The organism is Bradyrhizobium sp. 132 (genome assembly GCF_023074185.1).
Classification (GTDB): Bacteria; Pseudomonadota; Alphaproteobacteria; order Rhizobiales; family Xanthobacteraceae; genus Bradyrhizobium.
In genome coordinates this window covers 43070-60426 of record NZ_JADPKY010000012.1, presented here as the reverse complement: position 1 = coordinate 60426, position 17357 = coordinate 43070, and the positions used below count along the sequence as shown (strand labels likewise).

Annotated in this window: 15 protein-coding genes; 7 read left to right on the top strand and 8 right to left on the bottom strand. The window is 63.5% G+C overall.

What is annotated here, in order from left to right; genetic code table 11:
* Positions 1-3: 3 nt before the first annotated feature.
* Positions 4-1506 carry a glycosyltransferase family 39 protein gene (locus IVA74_RS00910; protein ID WP_247338938.1) on the top strand — a complete coding sequence of 501 codons (1503 nt, stop codon included), beginning with the start codon at positions 4-6 and terminating at the stop codon, positions 1504-1506.
* 27 nt (positions 1507-1533) lie between these two features.
* On the opposite strand, the gene IVA74_RS00905 is transcribed toward IVA74_RS00910, so the two are convergent.
* Together IVA74_RS00905 and IVA74_RS00900 are read right to left on the bottom strand one after the other, a co-directional pair.
* Positions 1534-3420 carry an adenylate/guanylate cyclase domain-containing protein gene (locus IVA74_RS00905; protein WP_247338936.1) on the bottom strand — a complete coding sequence of 629 codons (1887 nt, stop codon included), beginning with the start codon at positions 3418-3420 and terminating at the stop codon, positions 1534-1536.
* Between the two features lie 77 nt (positions 3421-3497).
* Entirely contained in the window at positions 3498-4022 is a 525-nt protein-coding gene (locus IVA74_RS00900) for a FecR domain-containing protein (protein WP_247338934.1), read from the bottom strand.
* A gap of 654 nt (positions 4023-4676) precedes the next feature.
* On the opposite strand from IVA74_RS00900, the gene IVA74_RS00895 reads away from it, so the two are divergent.
* Entirely contained in the window at positions 4677-5741 is a 1065-nt protein-coding gene (locus IVA74_RS00895; RefSeq protein WP_247338921.1) for a tlde1 domain-containing protein, read from the top strand.
* Positions 5742-5851: 110 nt separating this feature from the next.
* Here IVA74_RS00895 and IVA74_RS00890 read toward each other — a convergent pair whose 3' ends face one another.
* The gene (locus IVA74_RS00890) at positions 5852-6490 is read right to left on the bottom strand and encodes a glutathione binding-like protein (protein WP_247338918.1); all 639 of its coding nucleotides are present in this window, start codon (positions 6488-6490) and stop codon (positions 5852-5854) included.
* A 13-nt stretch (positions 6491-6503) separates the two neighbouring features.
* Complete coding sequence (locus IVA74_RS00885; protein WP_247338915.1) at positions 6504-7097, bottom strand: cysteine hydrolase family protein; 594 nt, start codon at positions 7095-7097, stop codon at positions 6504-6506.
* Between the two features lie 131 nt (positions 7098-7228).
* On the opposite strand from IVA74_RS00885, the gene IVA74_RS00880 reads away from it, so the two are divergent.
* Both IVA74_RS00880 and lepB read left to right on the top strand, forming a co-directional pair.
* Entirely contained in the window at positions 7229-8068 is an 840-nt protein-coding gene (locus tag IVA74_RS00880) for a LysR family transcriptional regulator (protein ID WP_247338912.1), read from the top strand.
* Positions 8069-8184: 116 nt separating this feature from the next.
* Positions 8185-8931, top strand: a complete 747-nt coding sequence (lepB, locus tag IVA74_RS00875; RefSeq protein WP_247338901.1) for a signal peptidase I — start codon at positions 8185-8187, stop codon at positions 8929-8931.
* Positions 8932-9034: 103 nt separating this feature from the next.
* Here the strand turns inward: lepB and groL are convergent, their stop codons facing one another.
* Together groL and IVA74_RS00865 are read right to left on the bottom strand one after the other, a co-directional pair.
* Positions 9035-10675 (bottom strand): chaperonin GroEL, encoded by a 1641-nt coding sequence (gene groL / locus IVA74_RS00870; RefSeq protein ID WP_247338899.1) that lies wholly within the window; start codon positions 10673-10675, stop codon positions 9035-9037.
* 45 nt (positions 10676-10720) lie between these two features.
* A complete protein-coding gene (locus IVA74_RS00865; RefSeq protein ID WP_247338897.1) occupies positions 10721-11035 on the bottom strand; it encodes a co-chaperone GroES in 315 nt (104 codons plus the stop codon).
* Between the two features lie 380 nt (positions 11036-11415).
* Here IVA74_RS00865 and IVA74_RS00860 point away from each other — a divergent pair, with 380 nt between their 5' ends.
* The gene (locus tag IVA74_RS00860) at positions 11416-11703 is read left to right on the top strand and encodes an usg protein (protein ID WP_247338894.1); all 288 of its coding nucleotides are present in this window, start codon (positions 11416-11418) and stop codon (positions 11701-11703) included.
* A gap of 157 nt (positions 11704-11860) precedes the next feature.
* Positions 11861-12388, top strand: a complete 528-nt coding sequence (locus tag IVA74_RS00855; protein WP_247338882.1) for a cupin domain-containing protein — start codon at positions 11861-11863, stop codon at positions 12386-12388.
* A gap of 12 nt (positions 12389-12400) precedes the next feature.
* Here IVA74_RS00855 and IVA74_RS00850 read toward each other — a convergent pair whose 3' ends face one another.
* Both IVA74_RS00850 and IVA74_RS00845 read right to left on the bottom strand, forming a co-directional pair.
* Entirely contained in the window at positions 12401-14536 is a 2136-nt protein-coding gene (locus IVA74_RS00850; protein WP_247338880.1) for a tetratricopeptide repeat protein, read from the bottom strand.
* A 114-nt stretch (positions 14537-14650) separates the two neighbouring features.
* Positions 14651-15901: a nucleoside transporter C-terminal domain-containing protein gene (locus IVA74_RS00845; protein ID WP_247338877.1), complete on the bottom strand. Its 1251-nt coding sequence runs from the start codon at positions 15899-15901 to the stop codon at positions 14651-14653.
* A 158-nt stretch (positions 15902-16059) separates the two neighbouring features.
* On the opposite strand from IVA74_RS00845, the gene IVA74_RS00840 reads away from it, so the two are divergent.
* Positions 16060-17298: an MFS transporter gene (locus IVA74_RS00840; RefSeq protein WP_247338876.1), complete on the top strand. Its 1239-nt coding sequence runs from the start codon at positions 16060-16062 to the stop codon at positions 17296-17298.
* Positions 17299-17357 lie beyond the last annotated feature (59 nt).

Genomic DNA, 17357 nt, shown 5'->3' with positions numbered 1-17357 from the left:
ACGATGGGCGGGGCTGACGCGCGGATCGTCCGCAATACGGCGCTGGTGATCCTTGCGCTGGTCGGCTTGCGGCTCGTCGCAGCCGCATTCACGCCGATCACCTTCGACGAAGCCTATTACTGGATGTGGTCGAAGAACCTCGCCGGGGGGTATTACGATCACCCGCCGATGGTTGCCTACGTCATCCGCGCCGGCACCATGATCGCCGGCGACACCGAGCTCGGCGTCCGCCTGGTATCGATCCTGCTTGCGCTGCCTATGAGCTACGCGATCTATCGCTCCGCCGCAATCCTGTTCGGCGGCGCGCGGGTGGCGGCGACCAGCGCCATCCTGCTCAACGTGACGCTGCTGGCCTCGGTCGGAACGCTGATCGTCACGCCCGATGCGCCGCTTCTGGTTGCCTCCAGCTTCGTGCTGTTCTTTCTCGCAAAAGTGCTGGAAACCGGTCGCGGCGCCTGGTGGCTCGCGGTCGGCGTAGCCGTCGGCGCGGCGCTGTTGTCGAAATACACCGCGATGTTCTTTGGCCTGGCGATCCTGATCTGGCTCGCGACCGTGCCGAAACTGCGGCATTGGTTTCTGTCGCCCTGGCCCTATCTCGGTGGCCTCGTTGCGCTCGCGCTGTTCTCGCCGGTGATCCTCTGGAATGCGGACCATCAATGGGTCTCGTTCGCAAAGCAGCTCGGCCGCGCCAAGATCGAGGACTTTCGGCCGGTCTTTATCGCCGAGCTGATTCCGACCCAGATCGCGTTCGCAACTCCGCTCGTCTTCATCCTCGGCGCAATGGGGCTGCACGCGCTGACCTGGCGCCGCGCCGGCGCGCTGGCCTCGCGCGTGCTGATCGAGACGATGTTCTGGACCGTTGTCGCCTATTTCGTCTGGCATTCGCTGCATGCCCGCGTCGAGGCCAACTGGTTCGCGCCGGTCTATCCGCCCTTCGTTATCGCGGCCGCCGCCGCCGCCAATCTCGTGCAGTGGAAGCCGCGCCAGCGGCGCCTGGCGGATTTCTGCCTGCGCTGGGCTGCGCCCGTGGGCATCGTGATGTTTGCCGCGCTGATCGTGCAGGCCAACACCGGCTGGCTGTCCCTCTATCGCCGCGATGCGACCGTGCGCAGCGTCGGCGTCGGCTGGCGCGAGCTTGCCGCGGAGATCGAAGCCGTGCGCGCCCGCAATGGCGCGACCTGCGTGCTTGCGCCTGACTACGGCACCACGGGCTGGCTCGCTTTCTATTTGCCGCGCGGCACCTGCGTGGCCCAGCAGAACCAGCGCATCCGCTGGGTCAACATGGCCGAGCCAGATCCAAAGCTGCTTGCACGCAAGCTGATCTATGTCGACGAGCTGCGCAGCGACGGCCATCCCGCCGTCCACGACCTTTTTGCGAAGGTGACGCAAATTGCGCAATTGCAGCGCAAGCGCGGTCCGCTCGTGGTCGAGACCTACGGCATCGATCTGCTCGAAGGCGCCAAGGGCGACGTGCTGGACCGCTCGCCGCCGCCGGAAGCGCGGTAGCTCTTCGTCGGGACGACGGCGGAGCCTTCAGTCGATCATCTCAGCCTTGGTCATGGCCTGGTTCGGCCTGTTCTGGTCGCGCCAGAACCACACGGTCACGATGCCGGAGCGGCCGCGGACCTGCGTGAGCAGGGGGCCCGTCAGAATGCCGTCGGGAGCGCCGTGGAAGTCGGCCGTATCCAGCAGAACATCGCTGAGCGCGAGGCGCGCGTCGTTCTGGACGGCGACCTCCATTAACCGGCTCGCGACATTGACGGTGTCGCCCGTCGCCGTGATGTGCTGATGGCTTTCGCCGAGGCGGGAGGCGACGATCGGGCCGAAATGCGCGCCGATCTTGAAGTCGAGCTGATCCCTGATCGCAGGGGGCAATGACACGATCCAGCGTTCGACGCCGCGGTGCAGGTCGATCGCGCATTTCAGCGCGCGTGCGGCGTCGTCGGGCATCGCGCCGGGCAGGCCGAACAGGATCATGGCGCCGTCGCCGAGAAAGCCGCTGATCATGCCGCCGCAATCGACCGCGGCCTTGTCGATCAATGCGTGAAACGCCTTCAGAATGTCCTGGAGCTCGTCCGGATCGATCCGCTCGCTCAGCGCCGTGAAACCGGAGAGATCGATGAAAACCACGGCCGCGTCCTGCCGGACGGGTTTTGACAGGAAATTCGGATCGCGCGCCAGCCAGTCCTGCACGGCGGGTGCCTGGAATTGCGCGAGCGACCGGCTCTTCGCGGCAAGATATTGCGTGCGCCGGCCTCCCGCCCACAGCTGCACGCCGCCGAAGACCACCACCGGCGGCACTGCCGCGGCGAGCGTGGTCGCGGCATTCAGCCAGACGCCGTGCGTGAACGCGAACAGATTGAGCCCGGCCCAGGCGATCATCACCCCGGCCGCCGCGACGAGGCCGAGCGCGCTGCGCCGCCAGGCGAGCAGGCCCACCAGCAGCATTGGCAACAGGATCGCGATGAGCGCGTCGGCGATGTGGACCTTGCGGTCACGCACGATGCCGTCACCGGCGACGAGATGGGTGATCGCGGTCGAGACCACCTCGACGCCGGGCATCAGGGAATCGAACGGTGTCGGATAGAAGTCACCGCCGCCTGCGACCGAGGCGCCGATCACGACAATCCGGTTCTCGATCGCCGAGCGATTGAGCGTGCCGTCGAAGATGCTCTGCGCGCTGACAGTGCGGATGGTGCGGCGCGGGCCGTAATAGGTGATCGGCAGCGCGAAATCGGTGTCGGTCGGCACCGTGCGGTCGCCGAGCAGGAGGTGGTCCGGCGCGATCGTCAGCGGCTTGTCGAGCGCGCGTATCGCGACGCGCAGCGGAAATGACAGCTCGACCTTGTCGCTCGTCCGGAACAGCATCGGCACCGAGAGCGGCGAACCGGATTGTCCGGTCGCAACGTTGACGACGCCGACCTCGGCGTGGTCGGCGAATGCCGGCAAGGGCAGCAGGAAGCGCTCGGCCTGCGGCAGCACGGCGAGGGGGCCCTGACTGCTGGGTGCCACGGTCTCGCTGGCGGACGGGAAGATTGCCGCAGCGGCGAGGACCATGGGACCGGTAGCCAGCGTATTTGCCAGCGTGGCGTCACCGATCGCAGCGCTGCGGTCGACCAGCAGCAGGTCGATCGCGACGACCTTCGGCTTGAACTGCACGATGGTGTCGACGACACGGGCGAGATCGGCGCGTGGCAGCGGATAGCTGCCGCCGCGCTTGACCACGGTGTCGTCGATCGCGACGATGGTGACGAGATCGGGTGGAGCCTGTACGCCGCGGACCTGCGTCCGCCAATCCGTCAGCGTCGCCTCGAGGCGATCGAGAAAGCGAAGATGACCGTTGGCGTGACTGGCATAGATGCCCGCGCCCCACAGGGCGGTAAGGGCGAGTGCCACCAGGATCTGAACGCGTCTTTTCATCACGTCGTACTGCAATCTTCTCTGTTGTCAGGGCCTGACTGATCGGGCCGTGTCGACCAAGCCTTATTGGCCAAATCCTATTGACCGAGTCTTGCCATCAGCGCATCGACGCGCGGCTGGCCCCATGTCTTGACGGTCAACGGACCGGTCGCTTCCACGTCGACCCCTTCACCGGGGGCTAAAACGACGCCGCGTCCGCGGCTCCTGCGGCTGACGCCGACACGGCCGTCGGCGACGAAGACGGAAGTCTTGGCCTCCGTGACATCGACCGCCCATTTCGTGCCGCGCACCGCGGCGATCGCCTGCGGCGTCAGCACCTTGAAGGGGGTGCCGCCGGGCTTCTTGGGGACCTCGACCAGCAGCGCTTTGCTGCTCAACTCCACGGAGTCTATATGTCCGTCGCGGTTGGCGTCCTTAAGTTCAAATCTGGCGCCGCTTTCCGCAACGATCGTAATGCCGTTGTCGCAACGCCAGGTCTGTGTGCCTGCGGCCGACGGTGACGCGGTGCAGCCGGCATTGGCAGCAGGCTGCGCAATCGCAGATCCGATCAACAGAAACGACGATGCCAGAGTGAAAAATCCAGCGCGTGCGATCGCTCTCATGCCAGCCTCCGTTTGCGTGCCCGGCGCAGTTCAAGGCGATGTTGATACGGTACCGTATCGTACGCAGAGGCTGCTGAAAAGTGCCGAGGCAGCAGCTATTTTCTCGGCACGGTTTTTTCCAGACCGGTGCGATCAACTTTCGGTCAGGGTCTTTCTCCTCCCACCGTTCTGACGGGGAGAGGCGAAGCACATCGCATCACGCGCGGAGTGACAAAGGCGGCGTCCACCAGCCTGGCGCAACGCTTCGCCGCTATGGTCGGCGGCATTGAAGACCACGAAAACGACTTGGTTGGATGCGCTTAGAAATGCGGTCGGAGACGTTCGCTGACCGCACCGATCCGGCCGAGAATTATAGTTAACAGATGCGCTTAAGTCCGTAGTTCTGCGGGCTTTTTTCTCGAAATGGGACGACGTTAATGCATTGCCCCACATTCGCCCGAACTTAATCCGCATTTAACTAAAAGTGGCCCTAATGACGCTCCGACCCTCTGCGAGATGCTGTTCCCGGATCGTGACCAGCGGCGCTTCGAAGGGGGATTGAGTGACACCGTTCTGGACGCAAGGCGAATGAGTACGAGTATCGCTGCGCAAGGTATCGCGGCACGGAAGTCCAAAGAATTATCGAGCAATTCTTATCGGAAGCCTTCCCGAAAAATGACCACCCAAAACGCGCTTGGCGCCGCCGTGATCGGCTGCGTCGTGCTTGGTGCGGGCTGGACCGTCTACAGCAACATTTTTGCCGCCAGCGTCTATCCGACCGTCGGCAGCAGCGCCTACGACGAGCCCGTGATCAAGCGGGCGCCCAGGGTCGCACTGCGCGAAGCCGGTGAGGCCGTCAAGGAAGCCTTTGCGCTCTTGCCCGACCGGTTGCAGGTGGCCGCGCCAATCTCGCGCGAGATGTTCAACGATCGCTTTGCCGCCGCTGCGACCCAAGGCGTGACATCGAATGCAGCGAGCGCCGCGCCCGCAACCAAGATAGCCGAAGCCACGGCGAAGCCGAGCGTGATCGCGAGGGTCGCGGAAGTCCTGAAGTCAGGTCCCGCCAAGATCGCTGACGCTGCGAAGTCCAAGCGCGCCGACGCGCCGGTGCAGCTTGCCTCGGCAGATCCGGCCGAAATCGTGCCGGCGCCGGAGGCGAAGCCAAAATCGTTCGCCGATCGTGCCAAGGCCGCGGTGATGTCGGTTACAAGGCCGCGGCAGTCGATGGTGGAAAAGCTCTGGGGCAAGCGTGAGCCGTCCGGCGGCCTGCTCGCCTATGCCTCGGCCGATGCGAGCGTGACCGCTTCCATCGCGCCGAAGGAGCAGAACCCCATGCTCGGCGGTTCGGCGCCCTATGACCGCTCCACCGCGGTCTACGACATCAGCGCGAAGACGGTGTATCTGCCCGACGGCACCAAGCTCGAGGCACATTCCGGCCTCGGCTCCAATCTCGACGATCCCCGTTCCTCGCGCATCCGCATGCGCGGCGTGACGCCGCCACATATCTACGACCTGAAGCCGCGCGAGGCGCTGTTTCACGGCGTGCCTGCGCTGCGCCTGACCCCGATCGGCGGCGAGAGCGCGATTTACGGCCGCGACGGCCTGCTCGCGCACACCTTCATGCTCGGCCCGAATGGCGACTCCAACGGCTGCGTGTCGTTCAAGGACTACTACGCGTTCCTCGACGCCTATCGCAACAAGGGCATCCGCAGGCTCGCGGTGCTGGCGCGAGTGGAGTGATCTTGGCTCATTCCAGATGATATAAAGGGCCGCTTGTTGCGGCCCTTTTTTGCGCTTCGTTTCAGCCCGGCTGCGGTCGTTATGGAACATCTGGCGGTCGTGGCATCCCGTCACGCCGGGCTCGTCGCCACGGTCTTGCGCAGCGCCATCTCGGTTGCGATTGCCTCCCGCACTGCGGGGCGCGCCTGCATGCGCACGAGATAGGCCGACAAGGACGGCCATTGCGCAATGTCGACGCCTGCCGGACGGAGCAGCAGCAAGGCCCAAATGAGGTGGGCATCCGCGACGGTGAATCTGTTACCGACCAGGAATTCGCGATCCGCCAGATGCGTGGCTGGCACCGACAATGTCTGTGTAATCCTTGCCCGCGGCTTGGCGAGCGAGCCGTCGTCCTTGTACCAGAAGGTCGGGAACAGGAACGCCTTGTGGATCTCGGCGCCGATGAAGCTCAGCCATTCCTGCAAGCGGTAGCGGTCGGGATCGCCGAAGCGCGGCGCGAGGCCGGCCTCGGGTTTCAGATCAGCGATGTATTGCAGTACCGCCGCGCTCTCGGTTAGCCGCTCGCCGTTCTCCAGCACCAGGACCGGCACCGCGCCCTTCGGCGACACGCCGAGGAAATCGCTGCCATCGTCCACGACTGTCTTGGTCCAGATATGGGCGAGGTGATACTGCGCCTCGACGTCGGCCTCGGTCAGCGCGATGCGGCTGGCGAGCGAGCAGGCCATCGGAAAGAAATAGAGTTGCAGCATCACGAACGCTCCGTCAGCTTAGCGCATCGCCGCGCGCAATGATCGCGAAGCGATCCGACAATTCGGCCAACGCGACCTCGTGAATGGTCCTTGCGGCGAGCGTTCCGCCGCGGCCGTCGGGCAGATCGCGCGTGGCGCAGGAATCGGCATCGATCGTCGTGCGAAAGCCGAGGTCGAGCGCAGCCCGGGCGGTCGAGCTGACGCACATATGCGTCATGAAGCCGGCCAGCACGATGTTCTTGCGTCCGCTCGCGGCGAGCTGCGCCTGCAGATCGGTGCTGGCGAAGGCGTTCGGCAGCTCCTTCTCGATCACGAACTCGCCCGCAAGTGGCGCGAGCTCGGCGACGATGGCGCCGCGATCGGCGGCGCGATCGAACAGGCTGCCGGCGCGGCCCTTGTGCGCGATGTGGAAGATCGCGGCGCCCGACTTCCGGGCGCGGGCGAGAAGCTTCGCAGCGACGGCGATTGCGGGCTCGGCGTCTGGCAAAGCGAGGGGGCCGGCGCGGTATTCGTTCTGGATGTCGATCAGCACGAGACAGGACTCGCTGAGTTTGGGCGGATTGAGATCAGCGCCGGACAATTCGAGCAGGGTTTTTGGAGCGGTCATGCTGGTCAGGCCTTCTAAGGGAGTATTGGTGACGCAACATTAGCGCGGCGGCGGCCTGCTATTGTGCAGGACTATTGCAGCAGATGGCTGCGTATTTGCAGGGATTGGCCGCACCTGCTAGGCTCGTGCCCATGAACTGGGACGATCTGCGCATCATCGCCGCGGTGAGGGACGAGGGCACCTATGCCGGCGCCAGCGCGCGGCTGCGCATCGACGAGACCACAGTCGGCCGAAGGCTCGCACGCATCCAGCGCGATCTCGGCGTACCGCTGTTCGATGCCGTCGACGGCCTGCGACGGCCGACGCGGCATTGCGAGGCGGTGCTCGAGCATGTCGGTGCGATGGCGGCGCACGTCGCCGCGATTGATCGCATCGGTGAGAGTCAGCCCGGTCCGGTCGGCCGCCTGCGCATCGCCTCGACCAATGCGGTCGCCGAGGAGCTGCTGGCGCCGCATGCCTGCGCGTTCCTGCGCGATCACCCCGGCCTCACCCTTCAGTTCCTCACCTCCAGCGGCAACGTCAAATTCTCGCGCTGGCAGGCCGACCTCGCCATCCGCTTGCGGAAGCCGGAGAAGGGCGACTTCACCATCTCCAAGCTCGGCGAGGTCAGACTGTATTTCTTCGAGCCCATCGATTTCGGGGGTGGCGAGCCTGTCGTTTGCGGCTTTCCCGATGAGCTTGACGCCATTCCCGAGGCGCAGTATTTGCGCGCCAGGCGGCTCACAAACGCGCGCTCTGTAACCGACAATGTCCGCATTGTCCGGACCATGATCCAGTCGCACCAAGCCGTCGGCGTGTTGCCCGAACATAGCTGCGGAGGATTGCTCTCCGACCACAGTCTGCGCGCCACGCTGCTGCCCCGGCGCCGCGACGTTTGGCTTTTGGTGCAGAACCACCTCAAGCGCGATCCCGCGACGCGGCTCACCATTGAATGGGTGCGCCACTGCTTCAGGAATCTTTCGCGCGACTGATCGACCGCCGCTGAGCGTGAACGCGATCCACACGCCGCGCGACCAAGTTATGAGATTGCGCGCACGCGAAGGTTGCGTAGTCTGGCGACGACCACAGGCTTGATCGGGGCAGGTGCATGACCACTCTCCAGGACACCACCCAACCGCAGGGCAAATCGCGGGAATGGAAGGCGATCGTTATCCTGATCCTCTTGATCCCGGTGCTGTGGTCGCCGCCGTTCCTGTTTCGCATCTTCCTGTTTCAGCCGTTCAACATCCCGTCCGGCTCGATGAGGCCGACGCTGGTCGTCGGCGACTACGTGTTCGCCGCCAAATATGCCTATGGCTATGGCCGCTATTCCGTTCCTTTCGCGCCGTCATGGATCTCGGGTCGCGTCTTTGCCGCCGAGCCCGAGTTTGGCGACGTGGTGGTGTTCCGGACGCCGAAGGACAATTCGGTCGACTACGTCAAGCGCGTGGTCGGGCTGCCCGGTGATCGCATCCAGATGCGGCAGGGCCAGCTCATCCTCAACGACCGCCCGGTGACGCGCGTTGCTCTCGCGAGCGTGCCCGGGGGCTCCGCCTGCGGTGTGGATGCCGGCACCGGGATCAAGCGCTGGCGCGAGACCCTGCCGAACGGCGCGAGCTATGTGACATATGACTGCGTCGACAACGGTTATCTCGACAACACCAGCGTCTTCACGGTGCCATCAGGTCATTTCTTCGCGCTTGGCGACAACCGCGACAACTCCACCGACAGCCGCATGATGTCCGTGATGGGGTTCATTCCGATGGACAATCTCGTCGGCAGGGTGACGCGGATCTTCTGGTCGCTCGACGAACACGGCGAGCCGCACATGGAGCGGCTGGGGAAGGTGTGGTGAGGCCGCCCGTCATTCTGGCGCAGCGAAACGATCATTCCCCAAAACAAAAACCCCGGCATTGCTGCCGGGGTTTCGCATTTTGTGGTTTGCCGGAGTGGCTGGATCAGAAGTCCATGCCGCCCATGCCGCCGCCCGGGGGCATTGCGGGGCCGGAGCCGCCCTTCTTGGGCAGCTCGGCGACCATGGCTTCCGTGGTGATCAGCAGGGCCGCAACCGAGGCTGCGTTCTGGATCGCGGTACGCACGACCTTGGTCGGGTCGATGATGCCCTTGGTGACCAGGTTGACGTACTCGCCGGTCTGGGAGTCGAAGCCGTAAGCATACGTCTTGTTCTCCAGGATCTTGCCGACGATCACCGAGCCGTCTTCACCGGCGTTGATCGCGATCTGGCGAGCGGGCGCGGAGAGCGCCTTGCGCACGATCTCGACGCCGGTCTTCTGGTCGTCGTTCTTGGTGCGCAGGCCCTTGAGCTGCTCGGAAGCACGGAGCAGGGCGACGCCGCCGCCCGGGACAATGCCTTCTTCCACAGCCGCGCGGGTCGCATGCATCGCGTCATCAACGCGATCCTTGCGCTCCTTCACCTCGACCTCGGTCGCGCCGCCGACGCGGATCACCGCGACGCCGCCCGCGAGCTTGGCGAGACGCTCCTGGAGCTTCTCACGGTCGTAGTCCGAGGTGGTTTCCTCGATCTGCGCCTTGATCTGGGCCACGCGCGCCTCGATGTCGGCCTTCTTGCCGGCCCCGCTGACGATGGTGGTGTTTTCCTTGTCGATCATCACCTTCTTGGCGCGACCGAGCATGGCGAGCGTGACATTCTCCATCTTGATGCCGAGATCTTCCGAGATCGCCTGACCACCGGTCAGAACCGCGATGTCCTGCAGCATGGCCTTGCGGCGATCGCCGAAGCCCGGAGCCTTGACGGCCGCGACCTTCAGGCCGCCGCGGAGACGGTTGACGACCAGGGTGGCAAGAGCTTCGCCTTCGACGTCTTCGGCGATAATCACTAGCGGTTTGCCGCTCTGCACCACGGCTTCCAACAAGGGAAGCAATTCATTCAACTGAGATAGCTTCTTTTCGTTGATGAGGACGTAAGCATCTTCCATTTCAACGCGCATCTTGTCGGCGTTGGTGACGAAGTAGGGCGAGATGTAGCCGCGGTCGAACTGCATGCCTTCGACAACCTCGAGTTCGGTCTCGAGCGACTTGGCTTCTTCAACCGTGATGACGCCCTCGTTGCCGACCTTCTTCATGGCGTCGGAGAGGAACTTGCCGATTTCGGCATCGCCGTTGGCGGAGATGGTTCCGACCTGGGCGATTTCCTCGTTCGAGGTGACCTTCTTGGAGTTCTTGACGAGGTCGGCGACCACGGCTTCCACGGCCAGGTCGATACCACGCTTCAGGTCCATCGGGTTCATGCCGGCGGCAACCGACTTGGCGCCTTCACGAACGATCGCAGCCGCGAGCACGGTTGCGGTGGTGGTGCCGTCGCCGGCCGCGTCAGCCGACTTGGAGGCGACTTCGCGCACCATCTGCGCGCCCATGTTCTCGAACTTGTCGTCGAGCTCGATCTCCTTGGCGACGGTGACGCCGTCCTTGGTGATGCGGGGAGCGCCGAACGACTTGTCGAGGACGACGTTGCGGCCCTTGGGGCCGAGCGTCACCTTGACGGCGTTGGCGAGGATGTCGACGCCACGCAGCATCTTGTCGCGTGCATCGACGCCGAATTTGACTTCTTTAGCTGCCATCTGGATTTTTCCTTAGGTGTCTAGCTGGGTGGGGAGAGGGGGCTGTTAGGCCGCCTTCTTCTTGGAAGCGGGGACGTCGAGGACGCCCATGACATCGCTTTCCTTCATGATCAGCAGATCGACGTTGTCGATCTTGACTTCAGTGCCGGACCACTTGCCGAACAGCACGCGGTCGCCGACCTTCAGGTCGATCGGGATCAGCTTGCCGGCTTCGTCGCGACCACCGGGGCCGACAGCGACGATTTCGCCCTGCGAGGGCTTTTCCTTGACGGTGTCGGGAATGATGATGCCGCCAGCGGTCTTCTCTTCTGCGTCAATGCGCTTGACCACGACGCGGTCGTGAAGCGGACGGAATTTCATGCAGTTCTCCTAAACGTTTGCGCGGATTGATGTTTTCAGGATGTTAGCAACCGAGGCCCGCGAGTGCTAAGGCGGGTGAACCTCAAATAGGCCAGGATTTTTGCGGGGGCAAGGGCTTGTACCAGAAAAATCAGCACTCAGAAGCGCTGCCTGCCAGAATTCTTTACCATCGTTAACCGGCCAACTCGGACCTTATTAGCACGGTGCCGCATCTGCTGCTAACGCATTGAATTTCAACAGCTTGTTAAACTTTTGGGCTTGAGATGGATTGTCAGTTTGCGTCACATTTCTCTCATGTGAGCGCATCTCCACCGGGTGGCTCGTAGGGCGCGTACCGGAAAGCCACCCCTTGAATATGCGCTCCTGCAAAGGAGGTTGGCATGGTCTCGCGGGTTGGGGTTGTTTCCGACGATTTCCGGAAACAGGTGCTGGGTTACGGGCTGACGACGGCGGAAATTCTCTACCGGATGCCGGATCATCGCTCGCTGCTCCAGACCTATGTCTGGCAGAACTACGACATGTTTCCGAAATTCCCGGCGCTGACGGATTTCCTGGCGTTCTGGCAGCAGAAGCTCGACGGCCCACTGTTCTCGGTGACAGTCGTGCATTCCAAGCTGATCAAGCCGGCCGAACTGCGTGCGGTCGACGGTGTGTTTCGGTTGCATTGATCGCGGGATGCGTAGGTGGATTGGATTAGCGCAGCGTAATCCACCACTGTTTGTGTCCTCGGAAGCGAAAGAGGTGGGTTACGCCTACGGCTTACCCACCCTACGAATCTATTTTCTGTGCTAGCGTCTCCCCCACAACAAGACGGGAGGCCGGCCCATGGCCAAGAAAGCAAAATCGCGTAGCGCATTGCAAGTCGCGGTGAAGAAGCGGAGTGGCGCCAAGGCCGCGCCCCGATTATCTGCGCGCAAGGCGGTGAAAGCGAAGGCGCGCATTGTCACCCCGAAAAAGCCCGTGCGTCCCAAGCAGCGCATCGCCATCAGCCATCACCGCGAGGAAGACTTCAAGGCCGACGGCCTGCGCACCTACGCGAAGTATCGCGATCTCGGCATCGCTGCTGCAAGCCACGGGCTCGCGCAAGCGCACGTGATCCGGCTGCAAGGTCCCTGCAATCCGGACGAAGTGTCGAAGCTCCACTTCCACGCCGTCGAATTCCAAATGGTCTACGTGCTCAAGGGGTGGGTGAAGACCTATATGGACGGAGAGGGCGAGACGCTGATGAAAGAAGGCAGCGCCTGGACTCAGCCGCCGAAGATCAAGCACATGATTTTGGACTATTCGGACGACGTCGAGCTGCTGGAGGTAATCCTGCCGGCGGAGTTCAGGACGGTGGAGTTGAAAGCGTAAGCTCTCTCGTCGTCATTGCGGGGAGCGGCCATTGCAATAGCGTTTCCACATCGCGCGATAGGCATCGTCCACTGCTTGCGTGTATGAGACGGGGTTGCCGGCGGCTGCAGCCCTGATCTGTCCGGGCAGTTCGCAGCGCAACTTCTGGAGGTCGCCGATCTGCGATCCACGGGCAGCCGCGATTTCGACATACGCCTCATCGCTATTCGCGACCCAGTCCGGCAGGCCAAGCGCGGTGAGGATAGAGCCCGCAGCACGGCTAGGCAGGCTGTTACCGAGCTTCGCCACCACCGGCACGCCCATCTGCAAGGCTTCCCAAGTGCTGACGCCGCCATTCTGCGGGAACGGATCGAGGCCAATATCGACGCGATTGAAGGATGCCAGATGCTCGGTTCGCGAGGTGGCTCCGAGCAGGTCGACGCGTTCGGCCGGCAACCGGCAAGCTGCAAACCGCGCCAGCAGATTGTCGCGGACCAGCCGATCGTCCAGCGCAAAATCCTTGATCAGCAGTCGCGAACCCGGCACCTGCTCGAGAATCCTGGACCAGACTTCCACCGCCTCGTCCGAAATCTTGCTGATACGGTTGAAGACGCCGAATGTGATGAAACCGTTCGAGATCGCCGGCGTTGGCGCCCGCGCAATCCCGTCCGGCAGCGGCACCAGCGTCACAAAGCATGGCAGGTCGACAACGGTCTCCGCAAACAGCTGCCGAACCGCAAAAGGAATCGCGACCGGGTCCGAGAACAGATAATCGATCGTTCGCAGCCCGGTGCCGGTGCCGTGGCCCCAGCCATGCACCTGGACCGGTGCCGGCTTCCGCGCAAACACGCCGAGCCGGTGTCCCTTGGTATGGCCGGACAGATCGATCAGGATGTCGATGCCATCGGCGCGGATTTGAGCGGCGAGGTGATCGTCGGTCCATTGCGAGGCGTCGCGCCAGCGGTCGGCGATCCCTTGAAATTCGCCGGTCGTCGCATCCGCTTTCGGCGAACAAGAGTAGCACACGATCTCGAACTGTGTCCGATCATGGTGTTGCAGGACCGGCGCGAAAATGAACGCCGCCGAATGCGCGTGAAAATCCGAAGAGACATAACCCAGCACCAGACGGCGATCCGGATCGCAGCTGTTGTCATGCGGTCCTACCGCTGCTGAAGCGATCTTCGCGCCGACCCGTTCCCACCAAAGCCGCCGCGCTTGTTGATGCTGCGCAACGCTGGCGTCCGCCACAAAATCGAGCGCGAAGATCTTGTTGGTGATCGCGTCCTCGAAGTCAGGCTTGATGGCAAGAGCCCTGTCGAAACTGGCGTGGGCTTCGTCGACCCGGCCAAGTCCCGCGAGACATTGGCCAAGGAGGATGTGGGCCTGAAAGAAAGCGGGATTGATCGCGAGAGCCTTCTCGCAATCAGGCAATGCGTCGGCAATTCCTTTGTTTCGGACCAGGACAGTGGCCCGCCCGTACCACCCGTTCGCGTTGTCGGGTGCGAGAGCGATCACCCGGTTGTAATCCGCTGAGGCTTCGTCAAATCGCAGAAGTTCCAGCCATGCAGCAGCGCGGTTCGTCAGTGCCGAGACATGATTAGGCTGGATCGATAGCGCGCGGTTCAAGCTCGCAATGGCCTCACCATAGTCGCGCAGACTGCAGAGCGCCCAGCCTCGGCCGTTATGGGCATCGGCAAGGTTTTCATCGATTGCGAGCGCCTCGTCGAAACTTTCGAGCGCTTCATGGTGAAGATCCAGGGCGAGGCATACGTTACCGAGATTGGACAGTGCAACGGCGTAATTGGGCCGCAAAGCGATGGCTTTTTTATAGCTCTCGCGGGCCTCATCATGACGTTGCAGCCCGTTCAGCGCGACGCCACGGCTCATCTGGGCTTCAGGAGACCGCGGATCCACGGCAACCGCTCGGCTTAGTAGAATTTCGGCTTGCTGATAGTTTTTGGCTTGAGACTCCAGCACGCCGAGCAAATGCAGCGCTACGAACTGATCGGGCGCAAGCTCCAGGAGTTGGCGATAGGCGGCCTGAGCCTCGGTGAGAAGCCCCGCCTTATGCAGATAGAGGGCGCGCTCGAGCAGCGGCGTCACTTCGGCTTTTTGCCGTTTCTGAATCCGGGCATTTTGAAATGCACGCTGACCAACGCCGTTGCCCATGAATCAATTCCACCCGAATCTCCAGGCGAGATTAACATGGAAGTATTGTCCGGATTGCGCTGCACTCCATCCTGGCAATGAGGACGCAAGCCTCACGCAAGCCTCACGTCAGCCTCACGTCAGCACCCCCACGATCGCGCCCATCAAACACGTCGTCAGCGTGCCTGATACGATCGACTTGAGCCCGAGCGCGTTGATTTCCTTGCGCCGTTCCGGCGCCATCACGCCGAGGCCGCCGATCATGATGCCGAGGCTGGCGAAATTGGCGAAGCCGCACATCGCGTACAGCATGATCAGCCGCGAGCGCGGATCGAGCGCATCGTGCGACAGCTTTGAGAAGTCGACATAGGCGATCAATTCGTTGAGCACGGTCTTGGTGCCCATCAGGCTCCCGGCGGTGACGGCCTGATCCCAGGGCAATCCCATCAGCCAGCACACCGGCGCCATCACAAGGCCAAGCAGGCGCTGCAAAGAGATCGCGGCGCCGCCGACGTTCGGCAGCAGGCCGAGGATGGCGTTGACGAGATAGACCAGCGCGACAAGCACCAGCAGCATCGCGACGATGTTGATCAGCAGTTCGATCCCCGCGCCGGTGCCTTTCACGATTGCATCCATCGTGCCGGAGACTTCCATCTCGGGATCCTCCAGCGCGCCGCCGGTGCGCTTGTCGGATGTTTCCGGAACCATGATCAGGCTGACGAGGATCGCGGCCGGCGCGCCCAGCACCGAGGCAATGACGAAATGCGCGGCGGCGTCAGGAATGAGGGGAGCAAGGAGCGTCGCATAGAGCACCAGCACCGTGCCGGCGATGCCGGCCATGCCGCCGGTCATCACCAGGAACAATTCGCTGCGGGTCATCTGCGCGAGATACGGCCGTACGAACAGCGGCGCTTCGACCATGCCGAGAAAGATGTTGGCGGCAGTCGAGAGTCCGACCGCGCCGCCGACCCCCAGCGTCCGCTCCAGCAGCCAGGCCATCCCGCGCACGACTGGCGGCAGCACGCGCCAATAGAACAAGAGCGTCGTCAGCACGCTCATGACCAGCACGATCGGAAGCGCCTGGAAGGCCAGGATGAAATCGGCGCCCGGCACTTTCAGGTCGAAGGGCAGGGGCCCGCCGCCGATATAGCCGAACACGAAGGACGAGCCGGCGCGCGAGGCCGCCGAGATCGCGCCCACGGCATCGTTGATGGCACCGAAGGTGCGCGCGACGACGGGCACCTTCAGGAGCACGATCGCGGTGACGAAAGTGGCGACGAGCCCGATCGCCGCCTGGCGCAGCGAGACTGCGCGGCGATTTTCGCTCAGTACCAAGGCGATCAACAGCAATGCGAAAACGCCGAGTGCCGATTGCAGCCGCAGCATGATGTCCCCAAACCCCGATGATTATGGCCGCCCATGCGTTGCAAACGCAATGCCGGGAGATTGTCGGAGCATCCCTCTGTTGACAAGCAGGCCCGCGTCAGCCACGCGGAGCACGTCGACATCAGGAGCCGGATAGTCCGAGCGTGACCGAAGAGGCGATGCCAGACCAGCCAATATCCGGAATTCCGCCGGTCAGCGCCCGCGCGCTCCTCTCTCACCGTGCCTTCTTGTTCTTCCTGCTCTCGCGCAGCCTGTCGCGCTTTTCCAGCCAGATCGCGGCGGTCGCGATCGGCTGGCAGATCTACGATCTCACAAGTTCGGCCTTCGACCTCGGCATGGTCGGCCTCGTGCAATTCCTGCCCACAGCGCTGCTGGTGTTCGTCGCTGGCCATGCCGCCGATCGCTACGAGCGCAAGCGCGTCGTCCAGCTCTGCCAATTGGTGGAAGCCGCGACCGCGCTCTATCTCGGCGTCATCACCTATCTCGGCTTGATCAGCGAAGTTCAGATTTTTGTGGCGACCTTCGTGCTCGGCATTGCCGGAGCCTTCGAAAGTCCGACCACCGCGGCGCTGCTGCCGGCGATCGCGCCGCAGGGCTCGCTGCAGCGCGCCACCGCCGTCACCAGCGGTGCGGCGCAGGTCGCGACCATCACCGGGCCGGCGCTCGGCGGTTTTGCCTACGCGGTCGCGCCGCATCTTGCCTACGCAATGATGGTACTGTTCTGGATTTTTGGGATGATCCTGACCGGCTTCATCCGGCCGCGCCCGCAGGCGATCGCCAAGGAGGGGACGAACTCGGACAATGTCTTTGCCGGCGTCCGCTTCATCCGCAGCAATCCGGCGATCCTCGGCACCATCTCGCTCGATCTGTTCGCGGTGCTGTTCGGCGGCGTCACCGCGCTGCTGCCGATCTATGCACGCGACATCCTCCAGACCGGTCCGATGGGGCTCGGGATCCTACGCGCCGCGCCGGCGGTCGGCGCGCTGGCGATGACCATGGTGCTGGCGCGGCACGCCATTTCGCGGCATGTGGGCCTGCGCATGTTCCAGGCCGTGATCGTGTTCGGCGTCGCGACGATCGTGTTCGCACTGTCGTCCTGGATGTGGCTGTCGGTGCTCGCGCTCGCTATTCTCGGCGCGGCCGATACGATCAGTGTCGTGATCCGCTTCTCGCTGGTGCAGCTCGCGACCCCCGACGAGATGCGCGGCCGGGTCGGCGCGGTGAACTTCCTCTTCATCAACGCGTCCAACCAGCTCGGCCAGTTCGAGAGCGGGGTCGCCGCCGCACTGTTCGGCGCCATGCCGGCGGCCGTTCTCGGTGGCGCCTGCACGGTCGCAGTGGCGCTGCTATGGATGAAGCTGTTTCCAAGCCTGCGGCAGGTGGAGAGTTTGGAATAGCGGAAGCTCTCGTGTCCCGGACGCGGTGCAGCGCGCAAGCGGTACGCCGCTGAGCCGGG

Coding starts and splice junctions, on each gene's coding strand:
- IVA74_RS00855 (WP_247338882.1), top strand. CDS start 11,861: ATGGCCAAGAAAGCAAAATCGCGTAGCGCATTGCAAGTCGCGGTGAAG.
- lepB (WP_247338901.1), top strand. CDS start 8,185: ATGACCACTCTCCAGGACACCACCCAACCGCAGGGCAAATCGCGGGAA.
- IVA74_RS00905 (WP_247338936.1), bottom strand. CDS start 3,420: ATGAAAAGACGCGTTCAGATCCTGGTGGCACTCGCCCTTACCGCCCTG.
- IVA74_RS00860 (WP_247338894.1), top strand. CDS start 11,416: ATGGTCTCGCGGGTTGGGGTTGTTTCCGACGATTTCCGGAAACAGGTG.
- IVA74_RS00840 (WP_247338876.1), top strand. CDS start 16,060: ATGCCAGACCAGCCAATATCCGGAATTCCGCCGGTCAGCGCCCGCGCG.
- IVA74_RS00895 (WP_247338921.1), top strand. CDS start 4,677: ATGACCACCCAAAACGCGCTTGGCGCCGCCGTGATCGGCTGCGTCGTG.
- IVA74_RS00850 (WP_247338880.1), bottom strand. CDS start 14,536: ATGGGCAACGGCGTTGGTCAGCGTGCATTTCAAAATGCCCGGATTCAG.
- IVA74_RS00845 (WP_247338877.1), bottom strand. CDS start 15,901: ATGCTGCGGCTGCAATCGGCACTCGGCGTTTTCGCATTGCTGTTGATC.
- IVA74_RS00885 (WP_247338915.1), bottom strand. CDS start 7,097: ATGACCGCTCCAAAAACCCTGCTCGAATTGTCCGGCGCTGATCTCAAT.
- IVA74_RS00910 (WP_247338938.1), top strand. CDS start 4: ATGGGCGGGGCTGACGCGCGGATCGTCCGCAATACGGCGCTGGTGATC.
- IVA74_RS00880 (WP_247338912.1), top strand. CDS start 7,229: ATGAACTGGGACGATCTGCGCATCATCGCCGCGGTGAGGGACGAGGGC.
- groL (WP_247338899.1), bottom strand. CDS start 10,675: ATGGCAGCTAAAGAAGTCAAATTCGGCGTCGATGCACGCGACAAGATG.
- IVA74_RS00890 (WP_247338918.1), bottom strand. CDS start 6,490: ATGCTGCAACTCTATTTCTTTCCGATGGCCTGCTCGCTCGCCAGCCGC.
- IVA74_RS00900 (WP_247338934.1), bottom strand. CDS start 4,022: ATGAGAGCGATCGCACGCGCTGGATTTTTCACTCTGGCATCGTCGTTT.
- IVA74_RS00865 (WP_247338897.1), bottom strand. CDS start 11,035: ATGAAATTCCGTCCGCTTCACGACCGCGTCGTGGTCAAGCGCATTGAC.